This window comes from Roseofilum sp. SBFL (genome assembly GCF_017746885.1).
Lineage (GTDB): Bacteria > Cyanobacteriota > Cyanobacteriia > Cyanobacteriales > Desertifilaceae > Roseofilum.
Window position 1 is genome coordinate 42,631 of record NZ_JAGHZH010000196.1, and the last position, 24,066, is coordinate 66,696.

At 45.4% G+C, this 24,066-nt stretch carries 23 protein-coding genes and 1 tRNA gene; 7 read left to right on the forward strand and 17 right to left on the reverse strand.

What is annotated here, in order from left to right; translation table 11 throughout:
* Positions 1-6: 6 nt before the first annotated feature.
* From J7545_RS22830 to tig, 11 genes are all read right to left on the reverse strand, one after another.
* Positions 7-912 carry a dihydropteroate synthase gene (locus J7545_RS22830; protein ID WP_318698447.1) on the reverse strand — a complete coding sequence of 302 codons (906 nt, stop codon included), beginning with the start codon at positions 910-912 and terminating at the stop codon, positions 7-9.
* Positions 913-972: 60 nt separating this feature from the next.
* On the reverse strand, positions 973-1,695 hold the full coding sequence (gene tmpR / locus J7545_RS22835; RefSeq protein WP_318698446.1) for a bifunctional dihydropteridine reductase/dihydrofolate reductase TmpR: 723 nt from the start codon (positions 1,693-1,695) through the stop codon (positions 973-975).
* Positions 1,696-1,783: 88 nt separating this feature from the next.
* On the reverse strand, positions 1,784-2,173 hold the full coding sequence (locus J7545_RS22840; protein WP_318698445.1) for a RidA family protein: 390 nt from the start codon (positions 2,171-2,173) through the stop codon (positions 1,784-1,786).
* A gap of 93 nt (positions 2,174-2,266) precedes the next feature.
* Entirely contained in the window at positions 2,267-3,061 is a 795-nt protein-coding gene (locus J7545_RS22845; protein ID WP_318698444.1) for a YdcF family protein, read from the reverse strand.
* Between the two features lie 132 nt (positions 3,062-3,193).
* Positions 3,194-3,517: a hypothetical protein gene (locus J7545_RS22850; RefSeq protein ID WP_318698443.1), complete on the reverse strand. Its 324-nt coding sequence runs from the start codon at positions 3,515-3,517 to the stop codon at positions 3,194-3,196.
* A gap of 84 nt (positions 3,518-3,601) precedes the next feature.
* On the reverse strand, positions 3,602-5,626 hold the full coding sequence (locus J7545_RS22855; RefSeq protein WP_318720160.1) for an EAL domain-containing protein: 2,025 nt from the start codon (positions 5,624-5,626) through the stop codon (positions 3,602-3,604).
* Positions 5,627-5,697: 71 nt separating this feature from the next.
* Positions 5,698-7,113, reverse strand: coding sequence for a hypothetical protein (locus J7545_RS22860; RefSeq protein ID WP_318720161.1), 1,416 nt, complete (start codon positions 7,111-7,113; stop codon positions 5,698-5,700).
* 113 nt (positions 7,114-7,226) lie between these two features.
* Positions 7,227-8,075 carry an alpha/beta hydrolase gene (locus J7545_RS22865; protein ID WP_318698440.1) on the reverse strand — a complete coding sequence of 283 codons (849 nt, stop codon included), beginning with the start codon at positions 8,073-8,075 and terminating at the stop codon, positions 7,227-7,229.
* Between the two features lie 3 nt (positions 8,076-8,078).
* Positions 8,079-9,443, reverse strand: a complete 1,365-nt coding sequence (gene clpX / locus J7545_RS22870) for an ATP-dependent protease ATP-binding subunit ClpX (protein WP_318698439.1) — start codon at positions 9,441-9,443, stop codon at positions 8,079-8,081.
* A gap of 14 nt (positions 9,444-9,457) precedes the next feature.
* A complete protein-coding gene (gene clpP, locus J7545_RS22875; RefSeq protein ID WP_413038576.1) occupies positions 9,458-10,144 on the reverse strand; it encodes an ATP-dependent Clp endopeptidase proteolytic subunit ClpP in 687 nt (228 codons plus the stop codon).
* Positions 10,145-10,319: 175 nt separating this feature from the next.
* Entirely contained in the window at positions 10,320-11,735 is a 1,416-nt protein-coding gene (gene tig, locus J7545_RS22880) for a trigger factor (protein ID WP_413039299.1), read from the reverse strand.
* 511 nt (positions 11,736-12,246) lie between these two features.
* Between tig and J7545_RS22885 the strand changes: the two genes are divergently transcribed.
* The 4 genes from J7545_RS22885 to petJ all read left to right on the forward strand — a co-directional run bounded on the left by J7545_RS22885 (position 12,247) and on the right by petJ (position 16,784).
* Positions 12,247-13,290: an aspartate-semialdehyde dehydrogenase gene (locus J7545_RS22885; RefSeq protein WP_318698437.1), complete on the forward strand. Its 1,044-nt coding sequence runs from the start codon at positions 12,247-12,249 to the stop codon at positions 13,288-13,290.
* 51 nt (positions 13,291-13,341) lie between these two features.
* Positions 13,342-14,226, forward strand: a complete 885-nt coding sequence (dapA, locus tag J7545_RS22890; protein ID WP_318698436.1) for a 4-hydroxy-tetrahydrodipicolinate synthase — start codon at positions 13,342-13,344, stop codon at positions 14,224-14,226.
* Between the two features lie 300 nt (positions 14,227-14,526).
* Complete coding sequence (locus J7545_RS22895) at positions 14,527-16,344, forward strand: ribonuclease J (RefSeq protein ID WP_318698435.1); 1,818 nt, start codon at positions 14,527-14,529, stop codon at positions 16,342-16,344.
* Positions 16,345-16,451: 107 nt separating this feature from the next.
* Positions 16,452-16,784 carry a cytochrome c6 PetJ gene (gene petJ / locus J7545_RS22900; protein ID WP_318720163.1) on the forward strand — a complete coding sequence of 111 codons (333 nt, stop codon included), beginning with the start codon at positions 16,452-16,454 and terminating at the stop codon, positions 16,782-16,784.
* Positions 16,785-16,936: 152 nt separating this feature from the next.
* On the opposite strand, the gene J7545_RS22905 is transcribed toward petJ, so the two are convergent.
* From J7545_RS22905 to J7545_RS22920, 4 genes are all read right to left on the reverse strand, one after another.
* A tRNA-Glu gene (locus J7545_RS22905) sits at positions 16,937-17,009 on the reverse strand.
* A 164-nt stretch (positions 17,010-17,173) separates the two neighbouring features.
* The gene (locus J7545_RS22910; RefSeq protein ID WP_318720164.1) at positions 17,174-17,419 is read right to left on the reverse strand and encodes a hypothetical protein; all 246 of its coding nucleotides are present in this window, start codon (positions 17,417-17,419) and stop codon (positions 17,174-17,176) included.
* Positions 17,420-17,434: 15 nt separating this feature from the next.
* Positions 17,435-18,910: a DUF4335 domain-containing protein gene (locus tag J7545_RS22915; RefSeq protein WP_318720165.1), complete on the reverse strand. Its 1,476-nt coding sequence runs from the start codon at positions 18,908-18,910 to the stop codon at positions 17,435-17,437.
* Positions 18,907-19,512 carry a DUF3038 domain-containing protein gene (locus tag J7545_RS22920; protein WP_318698431.1) on the reverse strand — a complete coding sequence of 202 codons (606 nt, stop codon included), beginning with the start codon at positions 19,510-19,512 and terminating at the stop codon, positions 18,907-18,909. The genes J7545_RS22915 and J7545_RS22920 overlap by 4 nt, the downstream gene beginning before the upstream one ends.
* A gap of 327 nt (positions 19,513-19,839) precedes the next feature.
* On the opposite strand from J7545_RS22920, the gene J7545_RS22925 reads away from it, so the two are divergent.
* From J7545_RS22925 to J7545_RS22935, 3 genes are all read left to right on the forward strand, one after another.
* Positions 19,840-20,385: an adenine phosphoribosyltransferase gene (locus J7545_RS22925; protein ID WP_318720166.1), complete on the forward strand. Its 546-nt coding sequence runs from the start codon at positions 19,840-19,842 to the stop codon at positions 20,383-20,385.
* 113 nt (positions 20,386-20,498) lie between these two features.
* Positions 20,499-21,527: an ABC transporter permease gene (locus J7545_RS22930; protein ID WP_318720167.1), complete on the forward strand. Its 1,029-nt coding sequence runs from the start codon at positions 20,499-20,501 to the stop codon at positions 21,525-21,527.
* A gap of 22 nt (positions 21,528-21,549) precedes the next feature.
* A complete protein-coding gene (locus J7545_RS22935) occupies positions 21,550-21,840 on the forward strand; it encodes a hypothetical protein (RefSeq protein WP_318701064.1) in 291 nt (96 codons plus the stop codon).
* Here J7545_RS22935 and J7545_RS22940 read toward each other — a convergent pair.
* Together J7545_RS22940 and J7545_RS22945 are read right to left on the reverse strand one after the other, a co-directional pair.
* Positions 21,837-23,042: a glutathione S-transferase family protein gene (locus J7545_RS22940; protein WP_318720168.1), complete on the reverse strand. Its 1,206-nt coding sequence runs from the start codon at positions 23,040-23,042 to the stop codon at positions 21,837-21,839. The genes J7545_RS22935 and J7545_RS22940 overlap by 4 nt on opposite strands.
* A gap of 65 nt (positions 23,043-23,107) precedes the next feature.
* A complete protein-coding gene (locus tag J7545_RS22945; RefSeq protein ID WP_318720169.1) occupies positions 23,108-24,043 on the reverse strand; it encodes a formylglycine-generating enzyme family protein in 936 nt (311 codons plus the stop codon).
* Positions 24,044-24,066: the final 23 nt, after the last annotated feature.

Consider the following 24,066-nt stretch of genomic DNA (forward strand, 5'->3'; position numbering starts at 1 on the left):
CCATCTTTAAATTATACTCAAAGTATCTAAAATCGCTTTAACTTTAGACACTTCATGGGTTCTCAACAGATCGCTTTTTCCTAACGCAGCAAAAACTCCCGTGAGGACTTGAGAACTACTGTATTCTTCCCCAAAAATTTCCAATGCAGTGGGAATTACATTGAAAACAGGAAACCCTAATTTCCTTAGTCTAAACGCATTTAAAAGACTGCTTATTTGATACCTTATCCGATTTGAAGCATTTTGGGATTTATAGTACAAATTGGTGTATCCCAGACCGACTGCTGGATCGATAAAAATTTTCCTGACTCCATGTTTTGTCGCGATTTCGATCTCTTTTCCAAAATAATCGTATAGTAAATCAATCGGATCTTTGGTTACATCTAATTCAAACTCCCCTACATCTCTAGCATGTTTTCCTTGAATGTAACACAAAATAATGGCCGCATCGAACTCAGCCACTATTCGATACATTTCTTCGCTATGTTCGATACCTGTAAAGTTAATGACGTTTGCCCCTGCCTTCAAACATTTCTCTGCCACTTCTGGGTAATAGGTGTCAACTGAACTTAAAACACCTGCTTTACTGAATCCTTCAATAATAGGGAGAAGTTGACTGATTTGTTTCAACCCATCGGCTCTCGCGGCATTTTTGGCAGTAGCTTCAGCTCCAATATCGATGATATCCGCCCCTTGAGCGGTTAAAACCTTGCCACGACGAATTGCTTGCTCAGTCGTGTAACAGATGCTCTTCTTGTACCAAGAATCAACGGAAAGATTAACAACTCCTAAAATCGCTTTTTCTGAATTAAACTTAAATTGCTTATGACCAATAGTGAACTCTTCTACTTCAGCATTGTAGTCATCTTTATATTGGTCATAAATGGCGTAAATATCCGCGAGAGAAAACACTTTTAACCTCCGTTTATTGCCTGCTTTGTGTTGTAACTTTACTCGATCAGGTTCCGACTATTACAACCGCAAACCCCCTGCAACTTCCAAATTTTGTCCAGTAATGTAATTAGCTTCAGGACTGATAAAGAAACCTACTGCATCGCTTACTTCTTTTAAAGTTGCAGGTCGTTTTGTTGGGAGCAGTGGAATACTTTCCTCTAAACCAATAGAATTTTCTGCGACTCCTGGAGAAATAACATTGACGGTAATGTTGTCTTCAATCAACTCTACTGCCAGGGATTTAGTATAGACAATAATACCTGTTTTGGCAATTCTATAGACGGGATTTATGCGATCTGCTATCACATTTTGGGCACTAGCAAACGCAAAGTTGACGATCCGCCCCCAACCTGCTGCCTTGAGATAAGGAATTGCGGTTTGATTAATATAGAACGCGCTATGGAGGTTTGAATTAAATATTTGATGCCATTCCTCTATAGAGACCTGGCTAATTTGTTTTTCCAAATAGTCACCCACATTATTGACAACTACTGATAAGCCTCCAAGTTGTTGCGCTGCCGTTTCGACGAGAGACTTAGCTTGTTCTGGTTGGGTAACATCTGCTTGTAGGGCAATCGAGTTTACGCCATAGGTAGCAGCAGCTTCTTGACTCACTTTTTGGGCTACTTCTGCACTTTTATTATAGTGAAATGCGACATCAAATCCTTTACTTGCCAGATCTAGAGCGATCGCCTGTCCTATTCCCACTGCCGATCCGGTTACCAGAGCCTTTTTTAACATGATCTTCCGATCCTCATGAACTGAAAATATGATTTGATTGAGACAAACGATCTAACTTTACCATGTCTAGGTAAACTATACTATAGACTTAGTCTGCTATGATTGCTTCTGCTTCAATCTCAACCAAAATTTTGGGATCAATTAATCGACTTACTTCAACCATTGCGGTTACAGGTCGAATTTCTCTAAAAAACTCTCCATGAGCTTGTCCAACACTTTTCCAATCTTCGATATTGACAACATATATTCGTGTTCGTACTACGTCTTTTAGATTAGCTCCAGCCTTGTGGAGTATGGTTTCAATATTTCTTAGGGTTTGTACGGTTTGCGCATAAGCATCACCAGGACAAACAATCTGACTTTCTTCATTAGTTGGGGTCGTTCCTGCTATCCAGACTTGATTTCCAATCCGAACTGCACGTGAATATCCAACAATAGGTTCCCAAGGAGTTCCACTAGAAAAGTTTTCACGTTTCACATTGCTAACCTTTATTTTTTTCTACATTATACTTTTATGAGTATGTTTCTATTTATTCTAGCGATTTTACACGCTATTTAGAGAATGTTGGGTTTAAATCCAACCTCTAAGACCATAGACAAACAGGCCAATATACTCTTTTAAGGCATTGGTGGTATCTCGCAGGCGACTGCTATCTGGAATAAGACTCAGTAGGGCTGATTCCCAAGTGGTTTCAGTTTCAATGGGACTGAGACCGGGGGGACTGAGGAAGTCTGTGGGTGCGGGAATGGCTTCGATACCTTGTTTTTGGAAGACCAGGAGCGATCGCACCATATGAGTTGCTGACGTTACTAACAATACCCGATTAATTCCCTCTTCGTCCAGAATTTGGCGCACATTCACCGCATTTTCATAGGTATTTAAGGAACTGGGGTCTTGTAAAATTGCCTCTTGGGGAACTCCCAAAGCTCTGGCAATTTTGGCCATATCTGCCGATTCTGGCGGCCCACCATCCTTCCAGTCAATGCGTCCTCCAGTGAGGATTAACCGGGGGGCTTTCCCTTGCAGATATAACTGTGAGCCATGTAGAATGCGATCGCCAGCCTCCGACACATCCACCCAAGGACGGGGATAAATTTGGGCTTTAATCCCCCCTCCCAGCACCACAATAGCCTCCGCAGTCGGTAACTCATCTGGAGGAATATGGCGCAGTTCCAGGGATTGAATTAATGTCTGATTCACCCAACCATTACCACCAAGCAATAACACCAGCAGTGCCAAAGAAATCGAAATTGCCGCTCGTTTCGGCCATTTCCACAGCAACACCAAAGAAACGACCATCAACACACAACTTAACCCCATCGGATAAACGAATAAGGGGAGTAACTTAGAGAGAAATAAGAACATATAGCGCTTCGCGCTGGTAATGAGTCATTAGCCACGGGTCAATTGTTTTGCCCCTTAAAGTCCTACTTAAAAAGGAGGATTTAGAGCGATCTTAACATAGCTTCTCAAAACAGAAAACACGGTATACGATTCTTATTTCCGCCAACGTTCTACTTTCGTGCGATTTTGGGCTAGAGAATTATTTTCTGCTCTCGGATCGGTGGGTAAAATCCAAGTTTCTTCATTGATCTCTTCCTCCGTTCGCCAAGAGGTTTGAATCCACCAACTCGCCACACCTCCCACAATTCCCCAAACTATACTAATTGGAGGGGAAAAGTTAACCAGCAAAAAAGTGATGGTAAACCCTAGCCCCATCAGCACTCCTCGAGGCAACGTTCTCCTAGATTGAGAAGATACAGCCGGTGTATCCGGTTGTTGGGAGGAAGAATTTGGAATCTGATCTACTTCATCTGCCATACTACTGGGTTTTTAGTCCTTCTCAATTAGAAATAGATGTACCGCATCAAGTGCGAAAACTGCTGTAACTGATTCCCTACTCTATCACTTCAAAAACCAGGGTCGGTTTTGATTCTCCAGTAAATCTAACACTTTTTGACTATCAATCGGTCTCGAAAAAAAGTACCCTTGTCCCCACTCGCAACCCAATTCAGACAATATTTTCAATTGTCCTAGGGTTTCTACTCCTTCAGCAATCACTTGCATCTTTAAGTGATGGGCTAAATTAATAATTGTCCTGACAATATCTGAGTGTTCCCCACTTTCTCCCATGTTGCTCACAAAGGATTTATCAATTTTCAGGATATCTAACGGAAATCGATGTAAATAACTCAGAGAGGAATAACCTGTACCAAAATCATCCATACAAAGTTTAATCGAACGTTCTTTTAATTGACTTAAGACTTGCTTGACATACTCGGCATTATTAATAATCATACTTTCCGTGATTTCCAGTTTTAGGTAATGGGCATGAATCTGGGATTGATGAATAATTTGATCGATTTTTTCTAATAAATCAGGTCGTGAGAGTTGACAACCGGATAAATTAACGGCCATGGTTAAGCGATGGTGACCATAACTTTCCCATCGACGCAATTGATTGCACGCTTCTTCGAGTACCCATTGTCCTAGTAAAGCAATTAATCCAGTTTCTTCGGCAATAGGAATAAATTGCACAGGGGAGACCATCCCTAATTCAGGATGTTGCCAGCGCAAGAGAGCTTCAAATCCAGCAATTTCTCCGGTTTGTAAGCAAGTAATGGGTTGATAATAAACAATAAATTGATTATCTTTAAGGGTATCTGGGCTTTCTAATAGTTGGACTGCATGACGCAAATCATTTTCGAGTTTCAGTTGATTCATCACTCGCGTATGGGTTTCTAAATCAAAGACTTCATAGCGAGCGCGTCCTTTACATTTGGCATGATACATGACAATATCAGCATCCCGAAGCACTTGTTCAGGTCGTTGATAACCGGTAGAACTTAGAGCAATCCCAATACTAACAGTAGAGAGAATCTGATGACTCTCTATAACAAAGGGACGAGTCATATCTTGGTGAATGGATTCTGCTAATTGATTAGCTTGGGAAAATGCTGAGATATCAGTTAAAAGAATGGCAAATTCATCACTACCTAAATGAGCAATGGGTGTTGCTTCTATGGACAGATGAGACTGTTTTTGTAAGATCCGATCGAGTCGTTTGGATAACTCAATTAGGAGGCGATCGCCAAGAGTATGCCCCAATGTATCATTAACAACTTTGAATCGGTCTAGATCGAGAAACAAAATTGCAAATTTATACTCTTTTGACTCTTTGACTTTCTCAATCGCTTTTTGCAAATGATCTATAAATAGAGAGCGATTTGGTAAGCCTGTGAGAGGATCGTGGTAAGCATTGTAACGGAGTTGGGTAGCAATTGTTTCTTTTTCGTCGATTTCAGCCTGGAGTTGTTTAACCGCAGCTTTGAGCTTAAATGTTCGTTCCTCAATCGCGGCTTCTAGTTTAGTTTGGATAGTATTGAGTTCTGTTTCGGCACGATGGTGAGAGATCGCTCCCCCAAAACTATCGGCAACAGTATTTAAAATTTCAATTTCTTCTGCTGTCCATTGGCGATCTCTCTGACAATCGTCAAACTCGACAAAACCCCAAAAGTGTTGATCGACAAAAATCGGCAGCACCAGCAGGGAACACACTTGGCGATCGCCTAATAACTGTTTTTCCCATTCTGGCAGTTCATCCTGATAACCCGTAATCGGTTTTCCCTGGGAAAGGTAATCATACCAGCGCCGCAGTATCGTAGCATAGGATAAATTTTGCAATTCTAGATTATTAAAAGGAAGCGAGCTTCTCTCTGGAGTCCATTCCCACCATTGGCTGGCTAATAAGGACTGGGTAACCGGATCGGTATGATTCTGAAAAATATACACTCGATCAACCGCTAGAGCTTTGCCTAAATGAGCTAAAGCCAGATGCATTGCTTCATGACGATCCGATAGGGTAAGCAAGCAATGAGTGGCTTGAGTCACCCCTTGAAGAAGACGAATATGATATTCAGGATCGAGCATAAAATACTTTAATCATAACCATCAGTCTTGAGAGGAAAGAATTGAGCGTCTAAACTGAACCCATGCCCCCACTATGGACGGGGAAAAGACGGTAGATCGATCGCGGCTAAAGACTTGCGTTTTTTCGGGGGTCGCAGGGGATACACTAGAGGAGAAGGCCAATTACCTTGGGGAAGATTCACAGGAACTTCTGATTCCTCAGATTGCGGAGCTTCTTCAGAAGAGATATCCTCTAGTACTTCTGGGCGATCGGAGATGACTTGAACACTTTCTTCCTCTTGTACATTTTCTTGCTCGATCAAACTCTCCTCTGAATCGTCAAACTCAGCACTAAAAGAGGGAGGTTCTGGTTCTAACTCGTCTGACTCTTCTAAAGGTTCTAACTCTCGTGACTGAGCTATCGTCTGGAAGGGAGAATCCTGGAAATCTTCGATCGCCCCACTAGGAGACGGAGAAAGTTCTGGGCTTGAAGATAAGGATTCTTCCGGTTTAAACAGTTGTAAATGAGGGGGATTCACCTCTGGTGAAGGCGGTTGAGCTAATAACTCTGGAGACTCTGGAGAGGAGATTTCTCGATTGGGGGTTTCTACATTTCTAGTCCTTATTTCCTCTGGTACAGGATTAGGCAGATCGGTTTCCGATAAAGAGTCTTGCCATTGATTGATTGACCAAGGTTGAATCGCAACGACTTTGGGGGCTAATCCCTGTTCAATTTTGGCCAATTTTAAGCCCTTGAGAGCTTGAGAGGATTCATGGAGGATCTGTTTTCGGTTTGAGGGAGATAATTCTAAACACCGATCCAGGGCATTTTTGAACTGTAAGGTATATCGTTGTTGGCGGTGGAGACGGGTTTGTAAGTCGATGCAAAACTTATCCCGTTGATTGAGTTGGGTGGCTTGTTCGTGAGAGCGTTGTTGGGCGATCGCACAATCTCGTTCGAGTCTCGCTGTTTGAATTTGGCTACTTTCGAGTTGTTCGGTTAAAGTTTGGACTAAAATTTGTTGTCGTTGGGTACTTTGATAGGATTTTTCTAATTCTCGCAAGAGACGTTTATTTTCTTCTTGAAGCGTATTAATTTCTTCTAGACGTTGGGATAAGAGGGCTTCAGTGGCAGGTTGGCGCTCTTGATAGGTTTGTAAGGCTTGTTGAGAGTGAGCTAGGGCACTTTCGAGTTGACTGATGCGATCGAGCAGAGCCACATTCTTATGTAATACTTGCTCCATTTCCTGTTGCACGGCTTCTAAGACTTCTGGAGCAATCCCTTCACTGACTGATTCTTCAATGTCGTGCCAGTTGAGACTATCATGAGCGATCGCATCTAGTTTCAGCTCTACAGAAACATCGGTAAATTCAGCCGGAGGAGGATTTGGATTCACGTCCTCAACCGCGATCGCTTCTGCTTCGATTGGCTTATCCACTACTGATTCAGGGGTTGGCTCGCACTCAGAAGAGTCGAAGGGGGAGGTGGGTGTATGCTCTTCGTTCATAGATTGGCGTGGGAATAACGGGGGAAACTAATTACAGGATATCGAACTTTTGAGTAATGGGTAATAGTGAAGAACCTTAGGTTTCCCCTTCCCGATTCCCTATTTCCGATTCCCTATTCCCCGTTCCCCATAAAGTCTCGCACGCAGGATAGATAAACCGGGGGATCTTCGAGCATGGGAAAGTGGGCTGTTTTTTGAATGACTTGATAGCGAATCTTGGGGTTTAAATCGGCTGCTTTTTTACCCATGGGAGCGGGAATAATCTGGTCTTTTTCCCCAGAAATGAGCAAAACAGGTATGGAGAGCTGGGAAAAGGCGATGGGCATGGTTTTAGCCATGTGTTCGCTCACTGAGGTGTAAATCGTTCCTAAAGCAGCTTCAGTGTCAGCAATCAAGAAATCGGTCAGAAACCCTTGGCGCTGTTCGTCAGGAATGGGGCGACAGAGAAACCGCGCCATAAAAAAGCGATCGGCAAAGGGAATTTTTGCTAACCAGGGGGGACGGAATTTGACCACGTAGCCGCCAAATTTATGGAAGGCTTCAAAGGATGGGCGATCGTATTCAAAAATGCCGCTACAGGTCAGAATCAGCTTTTCAATGCGCTCTGGATACTTTTGGGCAAAGAGAACGGCGATCGATGCCCCGGTAGAATGGGCGTTAATCCAAACCTTTTGTAGTCCCAGTTGATTCAGCAGTTGGGCGAGATCTTCGGCGTATTCTTCCAGAGCGTAACTTAAGTCTACGGGAGTTTGGGGCAATAGAGAGCGTCCAAAGCCCCGCAAGTCGTAGAGTAAACAGTCAAAATCCTCCTTAAAGGCTTCTGCTGTGGTTTCCCAATAGCGAGCCGAGCCAGCCCAACCATGGAGGAAAACGAGTACAGGTTTTTGGGGACTGGATGCACTCGGGGTTTTGGTTATCCACTGATAATAGTGGTCAACCCCACGGACTGTTATCTCTGGCATGATCTAGGCAGATTCAGGTTTGGGTAAGGAGGAGGGGTGAAGCAAGAGTTCTGCGGTCGATCGCTTCTCAACCATATCTTTGGTAATTACACAGCGAGTCACATCTTTGCGCGAGGGCAGTTCATACATCACCTCTAACATCAGTTCCTCGACGATTCCCCGTAAGGCTCTAGCTCCAGTTTTACGGCGATAAGCTTCCCGGGCGATCGCTGCTGTCGCATCTGGGCGAAACTCCAGAGCCACGTTATCCATCTTCAGCAGTTTTTGATACTGTTTAACCAAAGCATTTCGAGGTTGCGTTAGGATGCATTTCAATGCTTCTTCATCCAATGGATCGACCACAGCAACTACGGGAATGCGGCCAATAAATTCGGGAATCATGCCAAATTTCACTAAGTCTTCTGGCTCTAATGCCTTCAGGACATCCGCCGCCCGTTTTTCTTTGGGTTGGCTATCTCCTGGCTGAATAAAGCCCATGGATTTTTTCCCAGTGCGCTGGCTGACTACTTTATCTAGGCCAACAAAGGCTCCACCACAGATAAACAGGATGTTACTTGTGTCTATTTGGATACAATCTTGGTACGGGTGTTTACGACCTCCTTGGGGAGGAACATTGGCGATCGTACCCTCTAGCATTTTCAACAGAGCTTGTTGTACCCCTTCCCCGGAGACATCACGGGTGATGGATGGGTTTTCGCTCTTGCGGGCAATCTTATCGATTTCATCGATATAGATGATGCCTCGCTGGGCTTCTTCAACATCAAAATCTGCGACTTGCAACAAGCGCAGTAGAATATTTTCTACATCTTCACCCACATAGCCTGCTTCCGTTAGTGTTGTAGCATCAGCTACAGCAAAGGGCACATCTAGCATATCCGCCAGGGTTTGGGCAAGTAGGGTTTTCCCACATCCCGTGGGGCCTACGAGCAAAATATTCGATTTTTGCAGTTCTATATTATCTTCTGAACTGGGTTTTCCCCCATTTGCTCCAGTATTGTTGAGCTTGGATTGGATAAAACTCAATCGCTTGTAATGGTTATATACGGCCACAGATAGAACTTTTTTGGCTTCTTCCTGGCCAATGACATTATCATCAAGATAATGTTTAATTTCTTTAGGTTTAGGGATTTGACCTAGAGTTAAATTTGCGGTGCGCGATCGCCGTTTTTTCTGAGCCGGTTCCCCCCGTCTAGGATTGGGAGGAGCAGCAGTGGAACTTGAGTCAAACAGCTCTTCATCCAGAATTTCATTACAGAGTTCCACGCATTCATCGCAAATATAGACCCCTGGGCCCGCGATCAACTTCCGTACTTGTTCCTGGGATTTTCCACAAAATGAACATTTGAGATGGGAGTCATATTTAGACATAAAGCGGCCTCTGATTAAACAGTGGGGTGGGAGTCGGATGGATGGGACTGGGGTTGGGTAATCACCCGATCGATTAGACCATAGGTTTTCGCTTCCTCAGCAGACATAAAAAAGTCTCGTTCTGTATCTTCTGAAATTTTTTCCAAGGATTGACCCGTGTGATGGGCCAATAGCCCATTTAACGTTTCCTTATGATAAAGAATTTCTTTAGCCTGAATTTCAATATCAACCGCTTGTCCTTGGGCCCCTCCCAGGGGTTGGTGGATCATGATCCGGGAGTTGGGTAAAGACATTCGTTTTGCGGCTGTTCCTGCTGCTAACAGAAACGCTCCCATACTTGCTGCTAATCCGTAACAGATCGTGACCACATCGGGGCGGATTTGCTGAATAGTATCATACATTGCCATTCCTGCGGTCACCGATCCACCGGGGGAGTTAATGTAGAGTTGAATGTCTTTTTCTGGGTCTTCTGCTTCTAGGAACAGAAGTTGGGCCACGACTGAGTCAGCCACCATATCATCGATCGCTGTTCCCAGAAAGATAATCCGCTCTCGCAAGAGTCGAGAATAGATATCAAAGGCTCTTTCTCCCCGACCTGACTGCTCAACCACCATTGGAATCACCCCTTGGGGATGGTAGGAAATGATGTCTTGCGAGCGATGACTTTCAGGAGAAGAATACTGGGATTGAGATCGGAATATCATGGGGTTTCTCAGAGATTTGAGTTCCAAGTTAGAGGTTAGTTTATTTTAGGGTCATTTTTAGGCTAATTGACCTCTTGGGTTTATTATGCCTTAATCTCCCCCATTCTGGCAGGTCAACCCAAGAAAAGTTAGCTCTTGTTTCACTTTTAGGGGAGATTCGGTTGGTTATACCCTAGCTAGGAGCGTTAATTTCTGAGGATTCAGCTTCGGGTTGGGTTTCTGGGTTTTCTATCTCTGGACTCGTCTCTTCTGAGTTTAGGCTCCCTTCGGCAACTAATTCTACTGTGCCATTGGCTTCTAGCCATTCGAGGACTTTTTCCCGATTTAAGTCTTCGGTGACGATTTCTTGCAAGCGATCGCGATTAATCTCTTTAGGATCTTCGACTGTTTTTAGCACATCATCCATTTTGGCTTGAATTTCGGATTCATCGGCCTGCAAGGATTGTTGCTTGGCAATTTCGGCGATCGCCAGAGATTCTCTGATCGCTTTAATCGCTTCTGGGCGCGCATTTTGGCGAAATCTAGGAATCTGTTCGGGGGTGAAGACCTTATTCATATCCATGCCTTGATTGGACAATTGCATAGCCATTTGGGTCAACTGCTGGGTCACTGTATCTTCAATTAAGCTCTCTGGCAGTTCCACCTCCACTTTCTCTAACAGGGCTTTCACTAGGGCCTGTTGTTTATTGCTTTTTGTCTTATCTTCTGCTTCCTTAGCAAACCGCTCGGTCAACGAAGTTGTTAGAGCCTCTAGAGTTTCAAATTCACTGACCTCTTCAGCAAACTCATCATCGAGTTCTGGTAGTTCCTTTTCCTTAATCTCTTTCAGAGTAATTTCAAACTCGGCCGGCTGACCGGCAATATCTTCTTGGGGATACTCGTCTGGAAATTTCACAGCAATGGTTTTAGTTTGTCCCTGCTCCATTCCGACAATTCCATCGATAAAGCCAGGAATAAAGCGATCTGACTCCATTTCCACCTGAAAGTCAGTGGCACTCGCGCCGGGGATCTCTGCGGGTTCTGGCACTTCTTCCCCGTCTTTCGCCACTCGACGACCGACAAAATCCACCACAGCCACATCCCCAAGTTGACAGGGTCGATCTTCAATGGGAATTAAGGTCACCCGTTTCTCTTGTTCGGACTTGAGGACTTCATTAACCGCTTCTGGATCGGGTTTAATCTCTTCCGCCTTGACACTTAAGCCCTTGTATTCCGCTAATTTTGGCTCTGGGGGCACATCTACTGCCGCCTTAAACGCGATCGCTTCCCCGGGCTTGAATTGGTTCACGAGGCTATCAAATTCCGACTTGAGTTGGGGAGAGCCGAGGGTGTCTAATTGTTCTTGGGCGATCGCCTCATCTACGGACTGTTTGATTAACTTTTCTACGGCTGCCGCCTTCAGGTTTTGACTGCCCAATTGCTGGATCAGCACATGGCGGGGAATTTTTCCTTTCCGAAACCCAGGAAGCTTAGCGGTACGGCTAAATTCCTTAATCACCTGCTCATAAGCAGCCTTTGATGCTTCGGCAGGCACTTCAATTTCTAAACCAACTTGACTGGCGGGCAATTTTTCCTGGGTAACTTTCATCACTAGATCTGTATACTGAATGGGAATTGAGCCACGGGCAGTGAAGGGGAGGGTCAAGCTCCTGACACACCACGCAATAGTATTATATAATAGGGGGTTGACAATTCAACCCGAATCAAAACAAAAACTTGTCAAAGGAAGTCCTACAGCGCTTTGCGCTGTGGAATAGGGAATAGGGAATAGAGTTGTGGTACATAGCTTTGAGGATTCAAGCTTGTGTTTCATAACGCAAGCAAAGTGCTGTAAGTTGTCAACAGAAATTGGCCCAGAGCAGCCTTAACCTGCTAGAATCTGGAAGATGGTGCGCTCGGCGCTCTGGTGAAAGAGGAATGGAGGAAATTAGATCCTTCTCAGCAGAGCCAAGTATACGGTAAGCTAAGTTCTAACGCCAAAAAAAACTTAAAAGTTTGCTCTATATATTATTCATCTCGTGCCCGATTCAGAAATTTTAAGAAAATCCAGATAGTCTAAACCTGAACGCTAAAGTTTTAAAATCAAGGAGGATCACCTTTTGCCAAAATCCTATAGAGTTGCCATTCTGGGAGCCACTGGTGCAGTTGGAACTGAGTTAATCGACCTATTAGCAGCCCGTAATTTTCCTCTAGAGAGCCTAAAACTCTTGGCTTCTCCTCGGTCAGCGGGACGGACTCTATCCTTTAGAGGGGAAACTCTGCCCGTTGAACCTGTAGCAGAGGGATGTTTCGACCAAGTAGATGTGGTACTTGCCTCAGCCGGAGGTTCAACCTCCAAAACTTGGGCCCCGAAAGCGGTGGCAGCAGGTGCAGTGGTCATTGATAACTCCAGTGCCTTTCGCATGGTTCCTGAAGTCCCCTTAGTGGTTCCCGAGGTCAATCCCGAAGCGGCAGCAACCCATCAGGGAATTATTGCTAATCCCAATTGCACTACGATTTTAATGACGGTAGCCGTGTGGCCGTTGCATCAAGTGCAACCTGTAGAGAGAATCATCGCAGCGACCTATCAATCCGCTAGTGGTGCAGGTGCGCGGGCTATGGAAGAAGTGAAAATTCAAGCCCAGCAGATTCTTAATGGCCAAGATCCAAAACCCGAACTGTTTCCCTACCCCCTAGCTTTTAATCTGTTTCCCCACAATTCGCCCTTGAATGATGAAGGCTATTGTCAGGAAGAGATGAAGATGGTTAATGAAACCCGGAAAATCTTTTCAGCTCGAGATTTGCGAGTGTCCGCTACCTGCGTGCGCGTCCCCGTACTCAGAGCGCACTCAGAGGCCATTAACTTAGAATTTAAACAACCCTTCCCTGTGGAAAAAGCCAGAGAAGTATTGCAAACGGCTCCAGGGGTGAAACGGGTTGAAGATTGGATCGCCAATTATTTTCCCATGCCGATGGAAGCCACGGGTAAAGATGAGGTTTTAGTGGGTAGAATTCGTCAGGATTTATCCCATCCTTGTGGTCTAGAACTGTGGTTATGTGGGGATCAAATTCGTAAGGGAGCGGCTTTAAACGCGGTTCAAATTGCTGAACTGTTGGTGGAAAAAGATTGGGTTAAACCCCGTGAAGTGGCATTAAGTCAATAAAGTGAACCGAAAAATCATCAAGCGCATCAAAGAAAAAGGAGCATAAAAAGGGTGAGTAATTTTGGACGAGTGATCACAGCGATGATCGCGCCATTTTCGGCTGATGGTAGCGTTAATTATGAGGTGGCTGAAGAATTAGCCATTCATTTAATCAAAAACGGCAGTGATAGCCTCGTAATCTGTGGTACAACCGGGGAGTCGCCTACCTTAACCTGGGAGGAACAACATCAGTTATTCCAGGTGGTGAAACAAGCAGTAGCCGGTAGAGCTAAAGTAATTGCCGGGACAGGCTCGAATTCAACCTCAGAGGCAATTTCAGCGACTCAAAAAGCGATGGAGTGGGGATTAGATGGCTCATTGCAAGTGGTACCCTATTACAATAAACCTCCCGCAGAAGGACTGTATCAGCATTTCAAGGCGATTGCCAAAGCTTGCCCCGATATTTCTCTTTTGCTGTACAATATTCCTGGACGGACCGGGCAAAATATGCCCCCAGAAATCGTAGGCCGTTTAGCAGAAATTCCCAATATTGTTGGCATTAAAGAAGCCAGTGGGAAACTCGATCAAGTCAGTCTTATTCGCCAACTGGTTTCCCCTGAATTTGATATCTATTCTGGAGATGATTTCCTAACGTTACCCATGCTCTCGGTTGGTGGGCAAGGTGTGGTCAGTGTAGCCTCTCACCTAGTGGGTAAGGAATTACAAGAGATGATTCAGTGCTTTGAAATGGGAAAGACCCAACAAGCAACGGCAATTCATTTGAAACTTTTTCCCCTCTTTAAGGCTTTGTTTCTGACGACTAACCCAATTCCAATTAAAGCAGCACTGGCTCTTCAAGGATGGCCGGTTAACCAGTTACGTTTACCCTTGGTAGAAGCCCCAGACTCCGTTCAAGCAGAATTGAAAAATGTCTTGAATCAGTTGGGTTTAAACTGAGCCGTTTGGTCAGGAGTAGAGTTGAAAAATCGACCTAAAAACGGGAGGAAATCCCCATGATAAGCGCCCCATTGGTTAGGAAAAAAGTGATTGAAATGTCTCTTAGAGCGCAAAGCGCTAGGAAAAAGGCAAGAGCTTCTGGTACTCAAAGTGTGAACCTTTGATCCCGTACCTTAGCGCAGCGCATTTCATGTCCGCGACAGCATAAATTGCTGTCACTTGAATCACAGTTAAGGCTAAGTGCAACTGAACTTAGCCCATACATCTGTCACACTAATGTCACACTAAACTCGAAAAATTATGGTTAGAAAGAATCAAAAGTCTGCAATCAAAATTATTCCCCTGGGAGGTTTGCATGAAATTGGCAAAAACACCTGCGTCTTTGAATATGAAGACGAAATTATATTACTCGATGCTGGATTAGCCTTTCCCACAGATGGGATGCATGGAGTCAACATTGTCTTGCCGGATATATCGTATTTGCGGGAAAATCGCGATCGCATCAAAGGCATGATTGTCACCCACGGCCATGAAGACCATATTGGTGGTATTGCCTATCATCTGAAACAGTTTGACATTCCTGTGATTTACGGCCCCCGGTTAGCGATGGCCCTATTGGAAGGTAAACTCGAAGAAGCAGGAGTGAGCGATCGCACTGAGTTGAGAACCGTTGGTCCCAGAGACATGGTACGGGTAGGGAAAAACTTTGTCGTAGAATTTATCCGTAATACTCACTCCATGGCCGACAGCTTTACAGTTGCCATCCATACTCCCCTCGGTGTCATTATCCACTCTGGAGACTTCAAAATCGATCATACTCCTGTGGATGGAGAACTGTTTGACCTACAGAAACTGGCCGAACATGGGGAAAAAGGCGTATTGTGCCTCATGAGTGATTCCACGAACGCTGAAGTGCCCGGATTTACGGCATCAGAAAGTTCAACCATTCCCAACCTCGACCGGGTGTTTTCCCAAGCTGCAGGACGGATTTTAGTCACGACCTTTGCCTCCTCCGTGCATCGGGTGAATATTATCTTGCAACTGGCGCAAAAACATAATCGAGTGGTTTCAGTTTTAGGGCGCTCCATGCTGAATGTCATTGCCCATGCTCGCAACTTGGGATATGTAAAATGTCCCGATGAGCTGCTGCAACCCCTACATGCCATTCGCAACTTGCCAGATGAAAAAGTACTGATCCTGACTACTGGATCTCAGGGGGAACCCTTATCGGCATTAACTCGGATTGCTAAACAAGAACATCGACAAGTTAAAATTCGCCGGGGTGATACGGTGGTCTTCTCTGCTAACCCCATTCCGGGTAATACCATTGCCGTCGTGAACACCATTGACCAATTGATGAAACAAGGGGCGAATGTGGTCTATGGCAAAAATCAAGGTATTCATGTTTCCGGTCATGGCTGTCAAGAAGACCATAAGCTGATGTTAGCTTTAACTCGTCCGAAGTTCTTTATCCCGGTTCATGGGGAACACCGGATGTTGATTAAACACGGGCAAACGGCCAAAAGTATGGGCATTCCCGAAGAAAATATGGTGATTGTCGATAATGGCGATATGATTGAGCTGACCGAGAATTCCATTGAAATTGCCGGTAAAGTATCCTCTGGGGTGGCTTTGGTCGATAATGCGGGTATTCTCCATGAACAAGTTCTCAAAGAACGGCAACAGTTGGCCGAAGATGGGGTGATTACAGTAGCTGCTGGTGTGAATTGGGAAGGAAAATTAGCCAACTGTCCCATGGTGCATTTGCGGGGTGTGGTCACGTCTTTGAAACAACGGTATTTAGAGGATGCGATCGCCCAATCCATACAAACCACCTTAGATAATCGCTGGTCAGAGTTTGTGCGCTCTTTTGGCAAAGGACAGTTGGATGTCAGTTTCCATCGCTTGCAACAAGAGATCGAACACGATTTGAACCGACTTCTGAGAAGAGAATTACGGAGTAATCCGTTACTTGTCTTACTGATGCAAACCCCCGAAGATCCTCCTGGAGATCTCAAACCCCAAGAGAATGGTTCTAAAACTACTCCTCAAACTGATGGTGTACCCCTGAAAAATCGGCGTACCCGTCCCCGGCGATCGGCTCAAGTGGCTTCTTAAGCAAACGTAATCACCTGAAGCAAGAGGGGGTTTTACCAAACTCCCCTTTTGTCTTATAATGATACGGTTTATTCCCGATGCTGTTGGGTTTATTACTGGAGAACACTGTGAAAAAACTGCTATCTTGGATTATTGCGGCGATCGCAATCCTTTCCTTTTCTCTGTCCACACCTGCCCTCGCTGGTGATGCAGGGGCTGGCGCAGGCGTATTTTCTGCCAATTGTGCTGCTTGTCATGCGGGTGGAAAAAACTTGGTTAACCCTACTAAAACTTTGAGTAAAGCCGATTTAGAGAAATATGGAATGAATACTCTAGAGGCAATTGTTACTCAGGTAAGCAAGGGGAAAGCTGCTATGCCTCGTTTCTTGGGTAAATTGAATGACCAGCAAATTGAAGATGTGTCAGCTTATGTTTTAGAGCAAGCTGAAAAAGGCTGGTAACCACTCCCAACAGGGTGTTGATTGAGATCGCATCCTGTTTTTAGAAACTCATTAAAAGAATACATCAATCAGTTTTAGTCTATAACTTGTTTTTAAACACTTATAGGAGTTGAGAAACTAGCTCCTCAACTCCTATAAGTGTTTAATTAATATACCCCCAAGGGAATTCGAATCCCTGTCGCCTCCGTGAAAGGGAGGTGTCCTAGGCCTCTAGACGATGGGGGCTTGATTTACTCACCTTAATTATCTTAACTAAGGTTTTTCGATATGTCAACCCTCAGTAAAAACTTTTTTGAGAATTCGTGAAGATGGGGGGGAAACTGGGGATACAGGGACATGGAAATGAATAATTAGCCCTCTTCTGTCACTTGAAACAAAAATTCTTCTCTTCAGACAAAAGTAAAATGGTCACCCATGAAGATCATTTGACCTTGACGGAAGAAAAAACTCGCTTCTCTGCCAACAGTAGAAGTAAAAATGTAGACTTGGTGACTGGCGACACTATTGTAATACTCTTCCAAGCGCCCATAAGCCTTTAGCCATGTAAGCATCTCCTCTTCTGTAAACCCCTGGAGATACTCTCTAACTGCTTCTCGTTGCCCAACTAGATCGATTAAGTGGAAGTTGTTAGCCATACCAACATCATGGACTCAGTTGACCCCATAATATCCCCGCCAAGGACTCACCTGTAAAATGCCCTCCGGAGTAAACACCACCTTAAACTGGGCTAAAGATTCGTCAGAACTTTCTGGCTCTTCAGAACGGCTGTTTTGGGTGACCTCTAATAAACTCGGTAGAGGAGTCCGATCTAAATAATCAAATGCCGCTTGATTCAGGGCTTCATAATCAGCAATCTCACCGTCTGGTTGCACAGCTACTCGATAATTGAGTTCTATGGGGAAATCGGCTTCCCGAATCCGCACCCGATCGATTTGGTTATAGAGTTCCTGATTCAAATTTTCTAGTAAAAACGGATCGGTAATTTCCGGGCCTAAACTTTGAGATCCGGGCGGAAAGCCATTCCAAGGACTGACCTCAACTACCCCTTTTTGGCGAAAGACAACCTTAAACTCAGCAATCGACTCCGCTTCTGCTCCTCCTTCATCGGTCGGAATATAAGCTAACTCTAACAAGGGAGTCAGTTGGTCATCTTGGGGAATCATACCCTCATCTGTCCCTCGATATCCCAAAATTGCCCCATCTTGCCCTACGGCCACTCGATAGGTTAAATCTCTTTCTAGATCTTCGCGACTTTGCCAAGCCCGGTCAATATCTTCATGCAATCTTCGATTTAAAGTCCCGATTTCTGTTGCATCGGTAATTGAGGGTTGGCGTTCGACTAAAGTATCGATATCTTCAATCGTCGGCCGTGAAGAAGTCCGCCCAGTAGTTAAAGGATTAGCGGTAGTCGAGTCGGAAACCGTCAGGGCTGCCTCTCCATTAGGTTCTCGATCGCTTCGATCGGTATTTGGGGAAGGAGAGGGAGGTTCACCGGAGTCTTCAGACTCGGAGGCACCATGGGGTTCGACTTCCTCCAGGGTCTCCGGCCGTTCAATGTTGGGTACGGGCATCATCAGAAATAAGCCAGCTACAACCGCCAAACCGACGACTCCTAGGGCAGCGGGAGCAGCTCGTTGAGGTCCTGGAATAGTGGCTTGTACATAGCGCTTAGGAGTAGGAGCTAGAGACCAGGAAAGGCTCGGCAAGGTTTGGGTATCGGCAAAAAATTGATCGACGGCTTCTACTAGGTCAAAGAGTTGGACATCACTTAATTTAACTTCTGGAGGGTTGGGAGAGGTCGCAGCCGGATCGGGAGTATTCGTATTAATGCACAGGCGATGGTAATGGCCGTTGAGTTTTTCTAAGTGTATCCATTTTGGCCCGGGAAGATGCTCTTGGGGATAGGACACCCCACTGAGGACTTCTTGGGCATAGTGGCTAACTGCCCACACAAGGCTTTCAAAAAATTCTTTTCCCCCAGTTAATTTTACTCCAGCAATTTGGCATTCCACATTACTTAACATAGAAAGGGGCTGAAAATCTAAGGAACTGCCCTCATTAGCCTCACTCCATCCCCAAAGGGTTAAATTGCAGTTGGGTAAATTGTATTGACGTTCGATACTCATACCACTTCTCCATCAAATAGGCTAATCCACAATCGTTGCATTCCTTTGGTTCCGGTACAAAATAGGAGTTGGCTTAGTAGGGATATACCGAGTTCATTTAAGGCTCGATCGTTTTGGTATGGGGTGAGGGCAGAGCGTTGGAGGTTCATGCGCGAGCGGAAATGGGCCCGGAAGCGATCGAGGTATTCGGAGAGCCGAAAATGGTGTTCTACGGAAAGGTGTCTTTCTTGCAGTTGCTCGTAGGCAACGAGCAGTTGACGGATGAGGACCGTGCGTTTGCGGGCGAGGGTAGCGGCGATCGCCACCAATGCCTTAGCTTCTTCTATACTCAGAGAACGACGCATATGGGCACGGCGAAAGGGATTAGTGCTGCGTAAGCGCCATAGGCTAACACGATTTTGAATGATCTCTTGAAGTTGGAGGGTTTTGGAGGCAGCGAGCATAGCTTCTGATCCCCCTAAATCTAGAGCTTCGAGAGCTAGTAGAATCAGATCGAGATGCCAGCGAGTACGACGGGGACATTCTGGGGAATTGAGAGGGGGATCGACCAAGTTCTCCAGAATTAAGGGAGTGGTATTGAGAGGTGGACTGTTGGTTTGCATAATGTTCTCAAGAAACATTCAAATCGTGTTAGATACTGCCCTTGTGGTGAACTGTTCAACTTCAAGGACGCACGATCAGGATCTCTGATGACGAATGAACTGGGTAAAAGAGGACAGGGGTTAATCAGACCATCAAAGGGGAACACGATCGCTAATACTCATATGAGTCAATCTGGGATGCTAAGTGTATATTACCGGATCGCTCACCCTTTGTTCTAGATTAACCTTTAGAGGCGATCGCTGTCTTCTCCCTTGTTCTAGGAATCAGGTAGGATTGGGAAGCATCGGTTCTGATAACCTGATAATCACAGAAATAGTATTTAGATCATGGATATTCAAGAGATTCGGACTCTGATTCGGGATATTCCCGATTTTCCTAAACCGGGGATTTTGTTTCGCGATATTACCACGCTGTTGAAGCACCCCGAAGGGTTTCGCTCAACGATTGATTTATTGGCTCAACGCTGTGGTGAACTCTCGCCGGACTACATCCTGGGAATGGAGTCACGGGGATTTATCTTTGGCACAGCAGTGGCGTATCAATTGAATTGTGGTTTTATTCCAGTCCGCAAGCCGAAAAAGCTACCCGCTCCGGTTTATCAAGTCAGTTACGATCTCGAATATGGTCAAGATCAGTTGGAGATGCATCAAGATGCCCTGCAAGGGGGCGATAATACTCCGCATCGCTGTCGCGATCGCGTCGTCATCGTTGATGATTTAATTGCTACTGGGGGAACCGCGCAAGCCACTGCAAAACTGGTAGAGCAAGCCGGAGCAGTCTTAGCCGGATTTGTCTTTGTGATTGAATTAGAAGCTCTCGAAGGACGCAAACACCTCCCCAATGTCCCAATTTCTAGCTTAATCCAATACTAATTGGGTAATAGGGAATAGGGAATAGGAGATCTCCCCATCCCCCCATCTCCCGATCTCCCTATCCCCCCATCCCCCTATCTCCCCATCTCCCGATCCCCCTATCTCCCCATCCCATGAACTCTACCCTTTCCTACAATCTCCGGGGACTTTTTGGTAATGAAGTCTTCCTCTACATCAGCAAACGGGTATTACAAGGCTTAATCACCCTTTTATTAGCCTCTGCCTTAAGCTTTACCATTATTCAACTTGCCCCTGGCAACTATATCGATACCCTGCGCCAAAATCCCCAAATTTCCCCCGAAACCCTGGAACAACTCTCCCAACAATTTGGCTTAGATAAACCCGCCTATCAGCAGTATTTTCGCTGGATTTGGAGTATTCTTAGATACGGAGATTTTGGTCAGAGTTTTGTCTATCAGCGCTCTGTTGCCTCCTTGCTCTGGGAGCGCATGGCTAATACCCTATTGTTAGCCATTATATCTCTGGTGATTAACTGGGCGATCGCCCTTCCATTAGGTATTGTCGCTGCCCTCAAACAAAATACCAAACTCGATCAAAGTCTGCGAGTTCTCAGCTACATTGGCCAAGGATTTCCCAGCTTTATTACCGCCCTTGCTTTGCTCTTTTTTGCCCAAAGTGTTTCCCCTCTTTTACCCGTTGGAGACATGACGAGCATCTATTTTTCTGACTTAACTTTAGTGGGCAAAATTCTTGATATTGGTTGGCATATGATCTTACCCGTATTAGCCCTCAGTATTACCGGATTTGCTGGACTCCAGCGCCTCACCAGAGGACAATTTTTAGACGTTTTGCGCCAAGATTATATCCGCACTGCCCGCGCCAAAGGCTTACCGGAAAATCGCGTTATTTATGTTCATGCGCTCCGCAACGCCATTAATCCTCTGATCACTCTTTTAGGTTTTGAATTTGCCACCTTATTAAGTGGTTCTTTTATCACCGAATTTTTCTTTAACTGGCCGGGTTTAGGGCGCTTAATTCTCAGTGCTGTCCAATCCCAGGATTTGTACTTAATTATGGCCAGTCTGATGATGGGGGCAGTGATGCTCATTATTGGCAATTTAATTGCCGATCTGATGTTAAAGTTTGCCGATCCTCGCATTCGTTTAGAAGATCTCAAATAAATTATCCATCCTATGAATGCCTATGGCCTTTCAAACCTATTATCTGATTCGCTCTCAAAATGACGGTCAATATATCACGGCTCGTTTAGGAGATCAAAACTATCTGTTACTCTTCCAACAAGATTTTGAAGCCTACAGTTATCTCAATACCCATGCCCCCGATGTTGCCCATCAATTTGCCGTTGAATCGTTAGTTAGTTCCCAGCTAAACGCTCTACTCAATCGATGGGGCTATCGGGGCATTGGATTAGTTCAAGATCCCTTAATTCCTAGGGTAGAATTTATGGCACGAGAGTCTTCTATTGACGGTTAGCTTGTGGGGTTGAATTGAGTCGGGTCTTGATCTCGACGATCGCGCACCGAAAGGGGAGTCCCTTCGCCATCACCCACTAGCGCTGCGGTACTTTCTAAGGCTTCCCGTAACCGTTTAGCGGCATAAATCGACATATCCCTCGGAACACTAATGCGATCGCGCAAATAACGTAACCCGATATCCGATCCGGATGGTGGGGGACACTTCTCTCCCTTAATCAAGTAGGTTAAAGCACAACGCAGCGCTTCATCAAACAGGCGATCGTCGGCGGGATTCACTTGAATAATATTCTGACGATGCTTCAGCACTCGGTGAAGAGCTTCTTCACGGGAGGTTTCCGGCTCTGGATAGGTTACATCTGGCAATCCCAACCAAGGGCCACTATCCACCCGTTTCTGATTCTCCTGAGTTTCCAGTTCCTCATTTGGGTAACAACCGCCCATTTGTGGGGGTAAGTCATGGGCATGGGTGTGAAAATCGCTTTGGGTTCCTCGGTAGGTAGGGCGAGTTTCCATGGCATCAAACCAGTTGGAAAAATGGGGATTTTCCTTGCGCAGACAATACCCTTTGTAGTAGTACAAACTCGCGTTCATCCGCTCAACATAGGGTGTGAAAATGATATCTACTGTGCCAAAATCCTCGAGGAAATAGGGGCCAGGCATACGGCTCAGAGCCTGTTCTACGTCGGCAACTACGCTAATAAATTTTTCTTTGTGCCGTTGGTCGTCACGGGGCGATCGCCTCGGATAGCACAGCCAACTACACCAGGCCCGAAACAGTAACCGCTCTAGTCTACGCAGGGGAATCACCTGGGAATCCTCTATCCCTGCACCGTTTAGGGGGCCAAATGCCTGTTCTAAGGCGACTAAAATATCATCACTTTCGGTAATCAATTGGCCGTCCAACTCGATCGCCGGAAGCATTCCCGATCGCACTTTTTCTTTATACCACTGTTCTTTTTTGCCGTAGCAGAACATGGTCACCTTGCGGATACGATAAGGAATCTGTTTTTCCTCTAGCCATAACCATACCTTTTGGCAATAGGGACACCAAGCATGATGATCTCGATAGAGTGTAACCCGCACATCCGATTCCGAGTGACCAAATAGGCGTAAATTGGATTGGGCATTGGTCGGGCCATTGACTCGATCGATCGTAAAATGAGTGAGCGATTCTAGTTCTGTCCAGGTTAAGACACTCATGGGCGGATGATAAAAATAACAGGAAGGGTAATCCTATTCAATATAGCGCTGTTGTTTGTCAGCGATCAGAGACCCACGACCCGCACACCAATAGTATTGAGCCTAACTTCTGGTTTCGCTTCCATCGTATTACTACTCGACTCAGGTTGAACTTGGATGCTATTTTTGAACCCAAGCCATGACCATAGACGCGGCCATCTATTCTTTTTAAATTCTTGTTTAATGCCATAACTGGCATAATACAGTGGAGAAGAGCGACGATGGGCACTTCGACAAGCCCAAGGATAAATCATCCAAGACCCCCCACGTATGACGCGATCGCTACCCTTGGTGGGACAATCGAGATTGTTATCAAGATCATTATCATGCCAGATCTCGCTACACCACTCCCATAGGTTTCCATGCATATCGTACAACCCCCATCCATTGGCAGGAAAACTGCCGACGGGTAAGGTTTTATAAAGACATTGACCCTTGGGAGCTTCCCCGTAACTATAGCTGGCATCATAATTAGCCAGCTCGGCAGTCAGGGTTTCACCGCAATGAAATGGGGTCACTGTTCCTGCACGACAAGCATATTCCCATTCAGCTTCGGACGGTAAGCGATAGGATTTTCCAGTGTATTGGCACAGTCGGGCGCAAAATTCCTGACACTCTAACCAGGAAATATTTTCTACAGGTCGGTTTTCTCCTTTGAAACTGGAAGGATTCGGGTTGAGGGAGCGATGTATTGGGGGAAAGGAGGCTACCCGAAACCATTGGGCCTGGGTGACTTGAAATTTACTGATGTAGAATGGGGGGAGGCTGACGGAGTGCTGGAGTTTTTCCTGGTATCCCATGAGAAAGGTTCCACCCGCGATCGCCACCATATCCAAAAAGATGCCTTCTCCCAAATCTTCTCGGTAATACTTTGCGTGCCGAGTTTCCCGCTCAATAATTTCTCCCCGATGGTTCACCGTAACAGTTTCAAACTCAAATAAAGACAGTTGAGGTTCTACCAATGACTCATTACCTATGACCAGGA